The organism is Bradyrhizobium sp. USDA 3650 (assembly GCF_054057395.1).
The window spans coordinates 1,761,894-1,776,592 of sequence record NZ_JBSRZG010000001.1 but is presented as its reverse complement, the minus strand read 5'-3'; the positions used below and the strand labels follow the sequence as shown (position 1 = coordinate 1,776,592).

General features: G+C 65.0%; 14 protein-coding genes and 1 pseudogene. 7 read left to right on the top strand and 8 right to left on the bottom strand.

The window, feature by feature from the left end; all coding sequences use genetic code 11:
* Nucleotides 1–49: 49 nt before the first annotated feature.
* Complete coding sequence (locus tag ACVIN2_RS08485) at nucleotides 50–1,189, bottom strand: thiolase C-terminal domain-containing protein (RefSeq protein ID WP_456765252.1); 1,140 nt, start codon at nucleotides 1,187–1,189, stop codon at nucleotides 50–52.
* Nucleotides 1,190–1,193: 4 nt separating this feature from the next.
* On the bottom strand, nucleotides 1,194–1,607 hold the full coding sequence (locus ACVIN2_RS08480) for a Zn-ribbon domain-containing OB-fold protein (protein ID WP_456765251.1): 414 nt from the start codon (nucleotides 1,605–1,607) through the stop codon (nucleotides 1,194–1,196).
* A 173-nt stretch (nucleotides 1,608–1,780) separates the two neighbouring features.
* Here ACVIN2_RS08480 and ACVIN2_RS08475 point away from each other — a divergent pair, with 173 nt between their 5' ends.
* From ACVIN2_RS08475 to ACVIN2_RS08455, 5 genes are all read left to right on the top strand, one after another.
* Nucleotides 1,781–3,130 (top strand): amidase, encoded by a 1,350-nt coding sequence (locus ACVIN2_RS08475; protein ID WP_456765250.1) that lies wholly within the window; start codon nucleotides 1,781–1,783, stop codon nucleotides 3,128–3,130.
* Nucleotides 3,123–3,809, top strand: a complete 687-nt coding sequence (locus ACVIN2_RS08470) for a DUF2848 domain-containing protein (protein ID WP_456765249.1) — start codon at nucleotides 3,123–3,125, stop codon at nucleotides 3,807–3,809. Before ACVIN2_RS08475 ends, ACVIN2_RS08470 begins: the two co-directional genes overlap by 8 nt.
* A 156-nt stretch (nucleotides 3,810–3,965) precedes the next feature.
* Complete coding sequence (locus ACVIN2_RS08465; protein ID WP_456765248.1) at nucleotides 3,966–4,712, top strand: 2OG-Fe(II) oxygenase; 747 nt, start codon at nucleotides 3,966–3,968, stop codon at nucleotides 4,710–4,712.
* 9 nt (nucleotides 4,713–4,721) lie between these two features.
* Nucleotides 4,722–5,375, top strand: coding sequence for a DNA oxidative demethylase AlkB (alkB, locus tag ACVIN2_RS08460; protein WP_456769673.1), 654 nt, complete (start codon nucleotides 4,722–4,724; stop codon nucleotides 5,373–5,375).
* Nucleotides 5,376–5,429: 54 nt separating this feature from the next.
* Nucleotides 5,430–6,671 carry an MFS transporter gene (locus ACVIN2_RS08455; RefSeq protein ID WP_456765247.1) on the top strand — a complete coding sequence of 414 codons (1,242 nt, stop codon included), beginning with the start codon at nucleotides 5,430–5,432 and terminating at the stop codon, nucleotides 6,669–6,671.
* On the opposite strand, the gene ACVIN2_RS08450 is transcribed toward ACVIN2_RS08455, so the two are convergent.
* The 6 genes and pseudogenes from ACVIN2_RS08450 to hpaH all read right to left on the bottom strand — a co-directional run bounded on the left by ACVIN2_RS08450 (nucleotide 6,649) and on the right by hpaH (nucleotide 13,008).
* Nucleotides 6,649–8,277 (bottom strand): thiamine pyrophosphate-dependent enzyme, encoded by a 1,629-nt coding sequence (locus tag ACVIN2_RS08450; protein WP_456765246.1) that lies wholly within the window; start codon nucleotides 8,275–8,277, stop codon nucleotides 6,649–6,651. The two genes, ACVIN2_RS08455 and ACVIN2_RS08450, sit on opposite strands and share 23 nt — an antisense overlap.
* Nucleotides 8,278–8,302: 25 nt before the next feature.
* On the bottom strand, nucleotides 8,303–9,172 hold the full coding sequence (locus tag ACVIN2_RS08445; RefSeq protein WP_456765245.1) for a fumarylacetoacetate hydrolase family protein: 870 nt from the start codon (nucleotides 9,170–9,172) through the stop codon (nucleotides 8,303–8,305).
* A 3-nt stretch (nucleotides 9,173–9,175) separates the two neighbouring features.
* Nucleotides 9,176–10,159: a 3,4-dihydroxyphenylacetate 2,3-dioxygenase gene (gene hpaD / locus ACVIN2_RS08440; protein WP_027568982.1), complete on the bottom strand. Its 984-nt coding sequence runs from the start codon at nucleotides 10,157–10,159 to the stop codon at nucleotides 9,176–9,178.
* A 66-nt stretch (nucleotides 10,160–10,225) separates the two neighbouring features.
* A complete protein-coding gene (gene hpaE, locus ACVIN2_RS08435) occupies nucleotides 10,226–11,764 on the bottom strand; it encodes a 5-carboxymethyl-2-hydroxymuconate semialdehyde dehydrogenase (RefSeq protein WP_456765244.1) in 1,539 nt (512 codons plus the stop codon).
* A complete protein-coding gene (locus ACVIN2_RS08430) occupies nucleotides 11,757–12,155 on the bottom strand; it encodes a 5-carboxymethyl-2-hydroxymuconate isomerase (protein ID WP_456765243.1) in 399 nt (132 codons plus the stop codon). Before ACVIN2_RS08430 ends, hpaE begins: the two co-directional genes overlap by 8 nt.
* 45 nt (nucleotides 12,156–12,200) lie before the next feature.
* Nucleotides 12,201–13,008 (bottom strand): annotated as a pseudogene (gene hpaH, locus ACVIN2_RS08425) (2-oxo-hept-4-ene-1,7-dioate hydratase).
* Nucleotides 13,009–13,118: 110 nt separating this feature from the next.
* On the opposite strand from hpaH, the gene hpaR reads away from it, so the two are divergent.
* Complete coding sequence (gene hpaR, locus ACVIN2_RS08420) at nucleotides 13,119–13,637, top strand: homoprotocatechuate degradation operon regulator HpaR (protein WP_456765242.1); 519 nt, start codon at nucleotides 13,119–13,121, stop codon at nucleotides 13,635–13,637.
* A gap of 243 nt (nucleotides 13,638–13,880) precedes the next feature.
* Nucleotides 13,881–14,657, top strand: coding sequence for an HpcH/HpaI aldolase family protein (locus ACVIN2_RS08415; RefSeq protein WP_018456947.1), 777 nt, complete (start codon nucleotides 13,881–13,883; stop codon nucleotides 14,655–14,657).
* Nucleotides 14,658–14,699: the final 42 nt, after the last annotated feature.

Genomic DNA, 14,699 nt, shown 5'->3' with positions numbered 1-14,699 from the left:
CCCAACCCTCTCCCCGTAAGAACGGGGAGAGGGAGAGGCGAGCAGCTCATTACCTCTCGTTCGTAAACACGATCGTGCCCGACGCGGCGAACATGCCGCCGACGCCGTGGCACACCGAAATCTTCGCATTCGCCACCTGCGCCGGCGCAATGCCGCGCATCTGCCGGACACTCTCCTGGAGCGCGTACATGCCGTACATGCCCGAATGCATGTAGCTCAAGCCGCCGCCATTGGTGTTGAGCGGCAGCTTGCCGCCAGGCCGCGTGTTGCCGTCCGCGATGAACTTGCCGGTCTCCTCATGCGGCATGAAGCCGAGATCGCCGAGGCCGAACAGCGGCAGATGCGCAAACGCGTCGTAGATCATGAGATGGTCGACGTCCTTGTGCGCGATGCCGGCTTCCTTGAAGGCGAGAGGACCGGCGGTCTTGAACGCGCGCGAGGAATTAAAAGTCTCCATCTGGCTGACCATCGGCGTCTCCACGCTCTCGCCGGTGCCCATGATGTAGACCGGCTTGCGCGGGAAATCCTTGGCACGGTCGGCCGAGGTCAGGATCAGCGCGCCGCCCCCGTCGGTGACGAGGCAGCATTGCAGCAGGCGGAACGGATAGGCGATCATGCGCGAGTTGAGGACGTCGGCGACCGTGATCGGGTCCTTCATCATCGCGCGCGGATTCTTCGCCGCCCATTCCCGCTGCACCACCGCGACCGCGGCGAGCTGCTCGTGGGTGATGCCGTAGGTCTTCATGAAGCGCAGCACGGGGATCGGGAACATGCTAGGCGGTCCGTAGACGCCGAACGGCGCCTCGAACTGGCCTTGCAGGCTGTCGGCGGGAATCGAGCGCGGCGCCTTGCCGATCATCGACTTGCCGCTCTCGGCATGGGTGATCAGCACGGTCTTGCACAGGCCGGCCTCGATCGCCGCGGCGGCATGGCGGACGTGCAGCATGAACGAGCAGCCGCCGACCGATGTGCCGTCCACCCAGGTCGGCTTGATGCCGAGATAGTGGCAAACCTGTTGCGGCGTTTCGACCGCGGTGGCGAAGCCGTCGATGTCCGACAGCTTCAGTCCGGCATCGGCAATGGCATTGAGCGCCGCGTCCGCGTGAAGCTGGAGCTGCGAGGCGTTGGGGATGACACCGAGCTCGGTGGTCTCGGCCGCGCCGACGACGGCAACTTGGTTGCTGCGCATGGGCTTACCCCTTCGCCGGACGGAATACGGGAAGGGTGATCTTGTCGTCGAGGGCCTCGAAGGCGACCTCGAGCTTCATGTCGAGCTCGAGCGCCTCCGGCGTCTGCGGGCAGTCGATGATGTTGCTCATCATCCGCGGCCCCTCGTCGAGCTCGACCACCGCGATGGCGTAAGGCGGCGTGAAGCCGGGCGCGGCGGGACGGTGGTTGATCACGTAGCTGTAGAGAAAGCCCTTGCCGCTCGCTTTGAAGATGCTGACCTTGCGCGAGGCGCAGGACGGGCAGAACGGGCGAGGCGGGAAATAGACATGCGCGCAGGCGTCGCAGCGCTGCAGGCGCAACTCGCCCGCTCTGGTGCCGTCCCAGAAATGCTGGGTCTCGGGCGTCGGTTTCGGTCGCGCGCGCTGCGGTTCGGCCATCTCGGCAGGTCCTCCCAAGGCCAAGCTTAGCCCGGCTCTTGCGATCTTGATGCGACAATCGACCATGGCGCGTCAACGGTCCAGCAATGCGCATGCATGCCATCATGCGCACAATGCTTGTGTCGAAGTGAGGCAGCGCTATACATTGCGCGCAAATATTCCGTGAGACAGACATGCCTGATTTTTCGACACTGACGAAGCTCGCCGAAGACCTCGAAAGCGGCCGCACCAGCTCCCGCAAGCTGGTCGAGGCTTGCATCGCCAAAATCGCCGATCCGGCCGGCGAGGGGCAGCGCGCCTTCATCCACGTCGACAAGGATGCCGCGCTCGTGGCGGCGGATGCGATGGACGGTTTGCGCAAGGTGAAGGCGGCACCGTCGCGCTACGCCGGTATCCCGGTCTCGATCAAGGATCTCTTCGACATCAAGGGCCAGGTGACGCGCGCCGGCTCCCGCGCGCTCGACGATTCCTCGCCGGCCGAACAGGATGCCCCCACGGTGGCGCGGCTGCGCAAGGCCGGCTTCGTCGTGATCGGGCGCACCAACATGACCGAGTTCGCCTATTCCGGCATCGGCATCAATCCGCATTACGGCACGCCAAAGGGCGTCTGGAACCGGGCCGAGGGCCACGTGCCCGGCGGGTCGTCCTCGGGCGCCGCAGTGTCCGTGCTCGACGGCATGGCGCATGGCGCGCTCGGCACCGACACCGGCGGCTCCTGCCGGATTCCGGCGGCCTATAACGGCATCGTCGGCTACAAGCCGACGCAGCGGCGCGTGCCGCTCGACGGTGCCGTGCCGCTGTCGTTCTCGCTCGACAGCATCGGGCCGCTGGCACGATCGGTCAGTTGCTGTGCCATTCTCGATTCCGTGCTCGCGAACGAGCCGATCGCTCCGCTGAAGCCGCGCCCGGTCAAGGGCATGCGGTTGGCGGTGCCGACCACGATTGCGCTGGACGATCTCGACGCGGCCGTGGCCGCGACATTCGAGCGGGCGCTCAAGAGCCTTGCCGATCACGGTGCGATCATCGAGCGCATCGAGATGGCCGAATTCCACGACATCGGGCCGATGAACGCCAAGGGCGGCTTTGCGGCTTCCGAAAGCTATGCCTGGCATCGCTATCTCCTCACGTCCAAGGGCGACGTCTACGATCCCAGAGTCTTCGTGCGCATCATGCGTGGCGAGGCGCAGAGCGCGGCGGACTACATCGATCTCCTCCACGAGCGCCGCTCGCTGATCGCCCGCGTCAATGCGCGCGTCGCGCCCTATGACGCGCTGGTGCTGCCGACCACCGCCAACACGCCGCCGAAAATTTCGGACCTTGCCGACGACAAGGCATTTACCAGGGAAAACCTGCGGGCGCTCCGCAATTGCACCCTGATCAACATGATCGACGGCTGCGCCATCTCGCTGCCTGCGCATCGCGAGGGCGAGATTCCGGTCGGCCTGATGCTGGCGGGCGCGGGCGGATCGGACCGCCGTATCTTCGAGCTTGCTGCCGGCATGGAGGCTGTAATTCGTGTTTGACCTGACTTTCACCGTCGACGCCCAGGACACCACCACGCCGCTGACGCTGGCGATCGACCAGATGGTCATCGCCGGCTGGACCGGCCGCGATCCGGTCGCGCGCGACAAGCACATTGCCGAGCTGCAGGAGATGGGTATCGCCCCGCCGGCCTCGACGCCGATCTACTACCGTGCCTCGGCGCGGCGCCTGACAATGGAAGACAGCATCGAGTGCACTGGCGGCGATTCCAGCGGCGAGGTCGAATTCGTGCTGATCGGCTGGCAGGGCCGTATTTTCGTCGGTTGCGGCTCCGACCACACCGACCGCAAGGTCGAGGCCTACAGCGTCACGGTGTCAAAGCAGATGTGCGACAAGCCGATCGCATCTACACTGTGGGAACTCGAGGACGTCATCGGCCATTGGGACAGGATGATCCTGCGCTCCTGGGCCACCATCAAGGGCGAGCGCGTGCTCTACCAGGAGGGCACGCTCGACGCGATGCTGCCGGTCGCTGACTTGATCGCGCGTGGCTTCGAGGGAGGGAAATTTCCCGACGGCTGCGCCATGTTCGGCGGCACGTTTGCGGCGAAAGGCGGTATCCGCCCCGCCGACCGTTTCGATTTCGAGTTGGAAGACCCCGTGCTGAAGCGCACGATCAAGCACGGCTACGACGTGGTGACGCTGCCGGTGAGGGGCTGAAGTCTCTCCGCCGTCATTGCGAGGACCCCTTGCGACGAAGCAATCCAAACTGGTTCCGCGGACGGAATCTGGATTGCTTCGCTTCGCTCGCAATGACGGGGGGAGAGACGGGAATCGGGTGGTAGAGGACGGGGCGGTCCTGCGAAGGTCAGAACCATGACAGCAACAGCACGCAAATCGCCTCAATCCCCGACAGCCGACCTCGCCGCCCATGTCGATACCCTGGACTGGCCCCAGATCACCGCCGAACTCGACACCCACGGCTGCGCGCTCCTGAAGGGCCTGCTCACGCCGGACCAATGCCGCGCCGTCGCTGCGCTCTATCCCGGCGACGCCAACTTCCGCAGCCGCATCGTCATGGGCCGCCACGGCTTTGGCCGCGGCGAGTACAAATATTTCTCCTACCCGCTGCCCGACCTGATCGCGCAATTGCGCCCGGCGCTCTACGCGCATCTCCAGGGCATCGCCAATCGCTGGAACGAGGCGATGGGGATCGACATCCGCTATCCCGCCGAACACGCGGCGTTTCTGCAGCGCTGCCACCAGGCCGGGCAGGCGCGGCCGACGCCGCTGCTGCTGCAATACGAGGCGGGCGATTTCAACTGCCTGCATCAGGATCTCTATGGCGAGCACGTGTTCCCGCTCCAAGTCGCGATCCTCTTGTCCGAGCCCGGCCGCGATTTCACCGGTGGCGAGTTCGTGCTGACCGAGCAGCGCCCGCGCATGCAGTCCCGCGCCGAAGTGGTTCCGCTCGCGCAAGGCGACGCGGTTGCTTTTGCCGTGCATCATCGCCCGGTCCAGGGGACACGCGGCACCTACCGCGTTAATCTCCGCCATGGCGTCAGCCGGATTCGCTCTGGCCAGCGCCACACCCTGGGTGTGATCTTCCACGATGCGAAATAAACGCTGCCGCTGATGGCGGATTTGTTCGACAATGTCGCCGAAGCCCAGCCGTCGCGCGAGCAGATCGCCGACGGCGCTGTGCTGTTGCGCGGCTTCGTCAAGCCGATCGAGAGCGAACTGATCGAAGCCGTACGCGCCATCGTGGCGCAATCGCCGTTCCGCCGCATGACAACGCCCGGCGGGCATCTGATGTCGGTCGCCATGACCAATTGCGGCGAGCGCGGCTGGATCACCGATCATACCGGCTATCGCTATGATCCCATCGACCCGCGAACCGGGGCGCCGTGGCCGGCGATGCCGCCGGTGCTCCGCGATCTGGCGTTGCGCGCCGCGGAGCAGGGCGGCTTTACAGGCTTTGCGCCCGATGCCTGCCTCGTCAACCGCTACGAGCCCGGCACGCGGCTGTCATTGCATCAGGACAAGGACGAGCTGGATTATTCCGCGCCAATCGTCTCGGTCTCGCTCGGGCTGCCTGCGACCTTCCTGTTCGGCGGCCTGGCACGCAACGACAAGCCGCGCCGCTTCCGGCTGATCCATGGCGATGTCGTGGTCTGGGGCGGGCCGTCACGGCTCGCCTATCACGGCGTCGCGCCGCTCGCCGACGGCGAGCATGCGTTGCTGGGGCGGAAGCGGATCAATTTGACGTTCCGAAAGGTCCGCTGACGCGTTTCCTCGCAGCCGCCGCTCGTCTAAGCTTCCGGCGGGGGAGACGGCGATATGGCGACCACACAGCTCTCGGCCGGCACTGGCGCGGCCAACCGTACCGGCTTGTATCTGGCCGTGCTGCAACTGGCGTTCACGCTTGGCTGGACCACCTACGTCATCTATCTGCCAAAGCTCGCGGCTGAGGTCGGCATCGCGCCATCAGCCGTCATCCTCATCCTGATGCTGGACCAGGCGATCTTCACCATCGCCGACACCGCGATGGGGATCGCCGCCGACAAGATCGCTCCCCATCTCGGCAGGCTTGGCCTGTTCGTCGGGCTCCTGGCCGCGATCTCCTGCGGCGCGTTCGTCGCGCTGCCGTTCGTCGCAGGGCGCGGCGTGGCCGCGCAGGGGTGGTTCATTGCCCTGATCGTGGTCTGGTCGATCACCTCGTCCGCACTGCGCGCGCCGCCGCTGACCCTGCTCGGCAAATACCGCGCCCGGCCGCAGGTGCCGTTCCTCGCCGCGCTCGCGATGCTCGGCTATGGCGTCGCCGGCGCAGTCTCGCCCTATCTCGGTGTGGTGATGCGCGAGCACGATGCGCGGCTGCCGTTCGTGCTCTCCAGCGTCGTGCTGCTGCTCACGGCGCTGGGACTGTCTCGGATCGAACACGATGTTGTGCGGGACACGTCGTCGCCCCTGCCGGCCGAGGCGGCAAAGCCGCTCGGCATGACGTCCATTATTTTCATCGTCGCGATGGTCGCGCTGGCGCTCGGCTATCAGCTGCACTTCGCTCTGAACAGCGCGCCGTTCTATCTGCGCTTTGCCAAGCCGGATGAGCTGCAATGGCTGATGCCGGTGTTCTGGATCGGTTTCAACATTGCGATGTTTCCGGCAAGCCTCGTCGTCAAGCACCGTGGCGGCGTGATCGTGATGGGCGCGGCCGGACTGCTTGGTGCGGTCGCGATTGCTGCGGCCGAATTCGCCGGCAGCCTCAACACGCTGATCATCGCGCAGTTTCTCGCCGGAGCGGCGTGGGGCTGCATGCTGATGAGCGCGATCTCGGCTGCGTTGGCCATCGGCTCGACCGGCGCGGAGGGAAAGGTGACCGGCCTCGTTTTCTCGGCGCTCGCACTCGGAACCTTCGCGCGGATGGCGGCGGTCGCCGGCGGCTTGCAGAAAATGCCTGACTACGCGCCGCTGCTGCACTGGGCCCCGGTCGCCTGCTGGGCGGTCGCAGGCGCGGGCTTGCTGGTTATCGCGGCAGCGCGGCTACAGGGCGGCGTTCACCTCAAGGCTTCGGCGGGTGAATGAACGCCCACGGGCTGACTTCCGAGTCGCGCGTCACTTCCACCGAGATCAGATACGGCCCGCCATGCGCCAGCGCCTTCTCCATCGCCGCCTTGAACTGGTCCGGCGCGGTGACGCGCGCTGCCGCGACACCAAAGGACTCCGCGAGTTTGACGAAATCCGGATTGACCAGATCGGACGCCACCACGCGGCCGTCGAAGCGCTCGCGCTGGTCGCGGCGGACATTGCCGTAGGCGTTGTTGTTGAACACCAGCGTCACCACGCCGATGTTGAACTGCACGGCGGTGGCGAGCTCCTGCACGCCGAACATGAAGCCGCCGTCGCCGGTGATCGCCACCACCGGCTTGTCGGGATTGGCGACCTTGGCGCCGAGCGCGGTCGGGAAGCCCGAGCCGAGCGTGCCCTGATAGCCTGATGTGATGAAGGTGCGCGGCTCGTAGATCGGAAAACCGTACCAGGAGGCGAAACCGAACTGAGACAATTCATCTGTCACGATCGCGTTCGCCGGCAGCACCTCGCGCAGGATATTGAGATACGCCATCTGCGGCTGGATGCGCTGGATCTCGGCTTGCGCCGCCGCAGTCGCCTCGCGGATCTCTCCCCGCCGGCCGCTGGTCCTGGCATAGCCGGCCTTCTTCACGGCTGCGACGAGATCGGCCGTGCCGGCTTTGGCGTCGGCGACGATAGCGACATCGGAAGCGAGCCGGCGCATCTCGGCCGGATCGATATCGACACGAATGGATTTCAGCCCCTTCGGCTGATACGGCCAGCGGAAGCCCGACGCCGGCAGCTCGGCGCGCGTGCCGATTGCGATCATCAAATCGGTTGTCGGCCACAGCTTGTAAGCTGCCGCCATGGTCAGTCCAAGCTCATGTGCATTGGAGACGATGCCGCGGCCGCTGCGGAAGGCGACGACGGGCGCGTCGATCATCTCGGCCAGTTCGAGAATCTCCTCGCGCGCCTCGATTGCGCCGCTGCCGACGAAGATCATCGGCGCCTTGCTGTTCCTGATCAGCGCGGCCGCCTGCTTGATCATATCAGGGTCGGGCTGCGGCGCGGGCAAGGGCTCCAGCACCTTTGCGGCGGCCGTATCCGCGCGCTGGGTGAAGACGTCCCAGGGCATCTCGACCGAGGCGGGGCCACGCCGTCCGGATGTCATCTCCTGGAAGGCGCGCGCGACGGTGGTCGGCGCGTTGCCGGGATATTCGATCCGGTCCGCCCATTTCACATAGGTGCGCAAGGTCGCGAGCTGGTCCGGCATCTCGTGCAGATGGCCGCGGCCCTTGCCCAAAAACTGCGTCGGCACCTGGCCGGTGACGCACAGCACCGGCTCGTTGCAGCCGAAGGCGGTGAGCAGTGCGGCGCTGGCGTTGAGCACGCCGGGGCCGGGCACCACGCTGAACACGCCGGGCCTGCCGCTGGAACGCGCGTAGCCGAACGCCATGTAGCCGCAGGCCTGCTCGTGTCGCGCGCCGATCACTTTGAGTTGGGCCTGGTGGAACGCGTCGAACAGGCCGTAGACCTGCGCGCCGGGCAGGCCGAACACGGTGTCGACGCCATGGGCGACGAGGCCGCTTACGATCGCTTCGCCGCCGGTGAGGGTGGTCATGGCATTATTCCATTTCGATTATTGTTCAGGCTTCGTCGACGACGCCGTTGCGTAAAGATCCGATGCCCTCGGCCGCGACTTCGATAACATCGCCGGGCTTCAGATAACGCGGCGGGTCGAACCGCGCACCGGCGCCGGTTGGCGTGCCCGTGACGATGATATCGCCGGGAACGAGCGTCGCGAAGGTCGAGATATAGCTGATGAGATAGCGGAACGGAAACATCAATCGGCTGGTGCGGTCGTCCTGCCGCAGCTCGCCATTGACGTACGTGGTGAGGCGGATGTCGGCGACCTGCGATTCCTGCGTGTAGGGCACCAGCCACGGGCCGAGGCTGCCGCTGGAATCGAAGTTCTTGCCCTGCGTGACGTTGAACTTTGCATGGCGCAGCCAGTCGCGCACCGAGCCTTCATTGCAGAGCGTGAGCGCGGCGATGTGCTCGAGCGCAGAACTTTCCGCAATGTGCCGGCCGGCCTTGCCGATCACCAGCACGATCTCGCCCTCATAGTCGAGCTGCGCTGAGGCGCGTGGGCGCACCAGCGGCGTGTCGTGGCCGACGAAGGAGCGTGGGCTCCGCATGAACATGCTCGGATATTTCGGCGCGTCCTGGCCGTCCTTGTACTCGGCATTGCGGTCGGGGTAGTTGACGCCGATGCAGATGATCTTTTCCGGCGCCGGCACCGGCGGCAGCCAGATGATGTCACCGAGCGCGTGATCGGGCGTGCGGCCGGCGGCCTCCTCGGCGAGGCTCGCGAGCTTTCCTGCGGCGATCACCTCGCGCAGCGTCGGATAGTCTTTATCGTGGCGCGCGGAGAGATCGACAATGCCGCCGTCAACGACGGCGCCGTAGCTGATGGCGCCCCTGACGGAGTAGGTGGCGAGGCGAGGGAGGGTCATTGCTTAATCCGCCACCAGCACGTCGGCCACGAAGTTCGGCTCACGCACGGCTTGGCCAGCGAACGGCGAGCCCTGCTCGAACCAGGAGCGCGGGGCAGGCGCGCCCCACAATGTCTGGCGGCGCGGATCGCGCAGCGACCAGCGCAGCGGCTCGTGGTCGTGATCGCCGGTGAAATAGTCGCTGGTGTAGAGCTCGAGCCGGTGTCCGTCGGGGTCACGGACGTAGAGGAAGAACGCATTCGAGATGCCGTGGCGGCCGGGACCGCGCTCGATGTTCTTGACGAAACCCTGCGAGGCCATGACGTCGCAGAGGTGGATGATGTTCATCGCCGTCGGCGTCCAGTACGCGAAGTGGTGCAGCCGCGGGCCCTTGCCGTTGGTGATGGCAAAATCGTGGACATTGCCCTTGCGATGCATCCAGGCAGCGGCGATGCGCCCGTTCGGTCCGTCCTCCTCGGCGTATTCGGTGAGGCGAAAGCCGAGCCGGGCATAGAATTCAACGGTGTCCTGCACTTCGGCGGCGAACACGTTGAAATGGTCGAGCCGCTGCGGATGGCAGCCCCTGTAGAGATCGTAGCGGCGCAGCAGGTGCGGCCGCCGGTCCATCGACGCATATAGCTCGATCTGGAAGCCGAAGGGATCGGTGAACTGCAGCGTGCGGCCCTGGAAGGGCTGATCGACGAAGGCGTAGCCCAGGCCGTTCTCGGACAGAAACTTTGCAGCCTTGTCCAGATCCCCGTCATTGCCGACCTTGAAGCCGAGGCGGTTGCAGGCAGGCGCCGCCGCCTTGCGCAACACCAGCGAGTGATGCTGATGCTCCTCGGCGGCGCGCAAATAGACGACCTTGTCGTCGGCGTCCTCGACATGCAGGCCGACAACGCTTTCATAGAACTCGCGGCTGAGCTTCAGGTCGGTGACGTCCAGCACGGCGTGGCTGGAGCGGATGATGTTGAACGGCGGCTCGAAGATATGTTGCGGTACGGGCATTGCGGTTCCCCTCTCTAGACTCGGTCATTCCCCTTTGGCGCTTCGCGCGTCGAGGAACCGCGAGCGTTAGATTCCCAGCTTCTGAATCTTGTGCGTGCCCCGCGCCAGCGAGACGTGCTTGGTTTCCATGTAGAAGTCGAACGAGTAATCGCCGCCGTCGCGGCCGATGCCTGATGCCTTCATGCCGCCGAACGGCGTCGGCAGATGGCGGACGTTTTCCGAGTTCAGCCAGATCATGCCGGCCTCCAGCGCATCCGCGACACGCAGCGCGCGGCCGACATCGTTGGTCCAGACATAACCGGTCAGGCCATAGCGGATGTCGTTGGCGATCTCGATCGCGTCTGCTTCGTCCTTGAAGGGCAACACGGTCAGGAAGGGGCCGAACACCTCTTCCTGCGCCACGCGCATCTTGCCGTGTGCGCCGGTCACCAGGGTCGGCTCGACGTAATGTCCGCCGCCCGGGCCGTCATAGGCCTTGCCGCCGACCGCGATCGTCGCGCCGTCCTGGCGGGCGACGTCGAAATAGGAGCACACCTTCGCCAGATGACGCTCGTGGATCAGCGGCCCGATCTCGGTGGCGGGATCGAGGGGATGGCCGACCTTCAGGGCTTTTACGCGCGCCGTGAGTTTCTCGATGAATTTCTCGGCGATGCCGGCCTGGATCAGCAGGCGGCTCGACGACGTGCAGCGCTCGCCGTTGAGCGAGTAGATCATGAACACGACGGCATCGAGCGCGCGGTCGAGATCGGCGTCGTCGAACACGATCACCGGGTTCTTGCCGCCGAGCTCGAAATGCACGCGCTTCAAGGTGGGCGCGCCCTGAACCATGATCGCGGAGCCCGTCGAACTTTCGCCGACGAAGCCGATCGCCTTGATGGCGGGATGCTCGGTCAGCGCCTTGCCGGCCTCTTCGCCAAAGCCGTGGACGGTATTGAGCACGCCGTCGGGCACGCCTGCTTCCTTGACGAGCTTTGCAAGAATGGCCGCCGTGACCGGCGACCATTCCGCCGGCTTGTGCACGACGGTGCAGCCGGCGGCGAGGGCAGGGGCGATCTTCCAGGTCGAAAGCATGAACGGCGTATTCCACGGCGTGATCACGCCGACCGGGCCGATCGGCACGCGCGTCGAGACGTTCCAATGCTCGTCGCTCGGCGTGTTCTGGCCGTCGCGCGCCTCTCCGCATCTGTCGGCAAAGAAGCGGAAATTCTCTGCGGCGCGAATCGCGGCCTTGGCCATGAAGCGATAGGCCTGGCCGGTGTCGATGCATTCGAGCACCGCGATGTCCTCGGCATTGTCCTCGATGGCGTCGGCGACGCGATGCAGCAGCTTCTTCCGCATCGCTGGGCCCATGTCGCGCCAGGATTTGAAGGCCAGCGAAGCAGCGGTGGCGGCGCGATCGACATCCTCGGCGCTGCCGCGGGCGACGCTTGCGAGCGTGGCGCCGTCGACCGGCGACTTGGTCTCGAAGGTCTCGCCTGAGATCGACGGCACGATCTTGCCGTCGATCATGTGGCCGATACCGTCGGCCCGCAGCGTCTTCAGCAGCGGTGCGATGCGGTCGCGATTGGCCTGGAACACATCGGCTTTCGGCGTGGGCTTATCCATGGGCGGCCTCCGCTTTCAGGGCTTCGTGAATGTTGTTGCGCTTCCAGCTCGTGTCCTTGTCGTTGATCTGCATGTCGAACGAGAGGGCGAATTTCGAGCTTGCGAAGACGGGATCGAGATGGCGGGAGAGCGCCTGGAACACGTGTTCGCCGGCTTTCTTGCGGGTTGGCAGATCGCGGCCTTCGCCGATGCGCAGCACCATGTCGAGAAAGCCGTAGTCCTGCCGCGCGTCCGCAATCGCATAATGCTCGCATCTGACGGCGCGAACGCGGATGCCGCCGAGCGGGAAGATGCCGGTCTCGACCGCCGCCTTGCGCACCACCTCACACGCCGCGCCGATGTCGAGGCGCTCGTCGAGATTGGCCGAATATTCGATCGTGAAATGCGGCATCGCGGTTTCACTCCCTCTGTAGTCTTGTAGCGTGTTCTTGTTCGTCTAAGCGAAGTAGCAGCTGACCGAGCCGTAGGCGCCATAATCGGCTTGAATTGTGTCGCCCTTGCGGGTCTCGATCGGACGGATGAAGGAGCCGGCGAGCACGATTTGTCCGGGCTCGAGCGCTAGCCCAAGCGGCGCGATCTTGTTGGCGAGCCAGGCAACGGCCGTGGCGGGATGGTTGAGCACGCCGGCGGCAAGTCCGGTCTCTTCGAGCTGGCCGTTCTTGAAACACAGCGCGCCGATCCAGCGCAAATCAGCCTCCAGCGGGCGGATCGGCCGTCCGCCGAGCACGATGCCGGCGTTCGCCGCGTTTATCGGCAATGGTGTCGAAGATCTTTCGCGTCGCCTTGGTCCGAGGATCGACGCGCTCGATCCGCGTGTCCAGAATCTCCAGCGCCGGCACCACGAAGTCGGTGGCGTTGAGCACGTCGAATAGCGTGCAGTCGGGGCCCGCGAGGCGCTTGCTCATGACGAAGGCGAGCTCGGCTTCCACGCGCGTCGCAATGAAGCGCTCGGTCGGGACGAGGCCACCATCGGCAAAGAACATGTCGTCCAGCAACACGCCGGAATCCGGCTCGTTGATGCCAAGCGCGCTCTGCATCGCCTTCGAGGTCAGGCCGATCTTGTGTCCCCTGACGATGCGCCCCTCGGCAATCTTGACGTCGACCCAGGCCTTCTGAATCGCGTAGGCGTCAGCGATGCTGATGTCGGGAAAGTCCTGCGAGAGCTGCCGGATCTGTGTACGGGTCTTTTCCGCCTGGTGCAGACGGTTCGCGCAAGCTCGGATATCGTCGTTGGAAAGCGCCATTTGTGATCTTACAAATCGTGGTGCGGGAAGATACTTAACATGTTAAGTGAATGCGTCAATCGCAAATTGGCTTGCTGCACTGCAAACGTTTTGCGGCATGAAGGGGCGTCATGGTGAAGAGACCGGCTGATCCTGCGAACGGAAGCGAGCCCGCCGTGTGGCAGGTGCCGATGCGCGACTTCTCGCGCTCGCTACCGATGTCGCTGCTGCGGGCGCGCGAAGCGGTGATGCGGCAATTCCGTCCCTCGCTCCGCGAGCATGGCCTGACCGAGCAGCAATGGCGCATTCTGCGCGCGCTCGCGGCGATCGACACGGTCGAGGTCACGGAACTGGCGCGCACCGCATTCCTGCTCGGACCAAGCCTGTCGCGGATCCTGCGCGATCTGGAGGCGCGCAATTTGATCGAGCGCAAGACCGCGAAGGCGGACCAGCGCCGCAGCATGGTCTCGATCTCGGAAAAGGGCGTGAAGCTGATGGCCTCCGTGGCGCCGTCCTCCGAAGCGATCTATGCGGAGATCACGCGACGCTTTGGCGCACGCAAGCTCGTCGAGTTGCAGGAGATGCTCGGCGAGCTCGAACAAAGTCTCGCAGGGCTTGGCGCGGGCGAGGAAGCAAGTGCCGAGGAGTGAAAGCAGATATGCGCGAGCGCGTAGCGACAGCAATGGACATTGACGTGCTTTTTCGCTCAAAGTGCCGCCCGAGCCGATAGCTCGAAAATCGGCGCGCGGAACGGATAGCGCCGTCTTTGCCAAGTGAAACCTTGCGTCATCGCGAGCGTAGCGCGGCAGTCGGGTTCGCGCAAATAACGGCATCGTGCTGTCGCGGCGCTCGTCATGGTGACGAAGGTCCAAACAACAAAGAAGGAAGGCAACGTGGCGAACAAGGTCAAGGAAATCTGGAAATCGGGCAAGGCCGTGGTCAACGCGTGGCTCGCGATTCCCTCCGGCTTCTCGGCCGAGATGATCGCGCAATGCGGCTTCGACAGCGTCACCGTCGACATGCAGCACGGCGTGCAGGATTATCTGTCGATGGTGCAGTGCTTCCAGGCGATGGACAAGCATCCGATCACGCCGATGGTCCGCGTGCCCTGGAACGAGCCCGGCATCATCGGCAAGGTGCTCGATGGCGGCGCCTATGGCGTGATCTGCCCGATGGTCAACACCCCGCAGGAAGCCAGGAACCTCGTCTCCTATGCCAAGTACCCGCCGAAGGGCGTCCGCTCCAACGGCCCGATCCGCGCCGGCATGTACGGCACCGCGGGCTCCTACCAGAAGACGGCCAACGACGACATCGTCCTGCTGCCGATGATGGAGACCAAAACCGCGGTCGAGAACATGGAAGCGATCTTCGACGTCGAAGGCATCGACGGCGTCTATATCGGCCCGTCCGACCTCGGCTTCTCCTACGGCCTCGAGCCGAAGCTCGATCGCACCGAGCCGGAGATCCTGGCGATCTACGAGAAGATCATCAAGGAGTGCGGCAAGCGCGGCCTCAACCCGGGCATCCATTGCAGCGGCGCCGAAGGTGCCGCGCGCGCCATCAACATGGGCTTCAAGCTGGTGACGCTCTCGAACGAGGTCGGCCTGATGACGACCTACGCCAAGATGCAGGTCAACGCCACCCGGAAGGATTCCGGCGGCAAGGCCTGATCTCTTCCCTTTTCCCTCTCCCCGTTCTTACGGGGAGAGGGT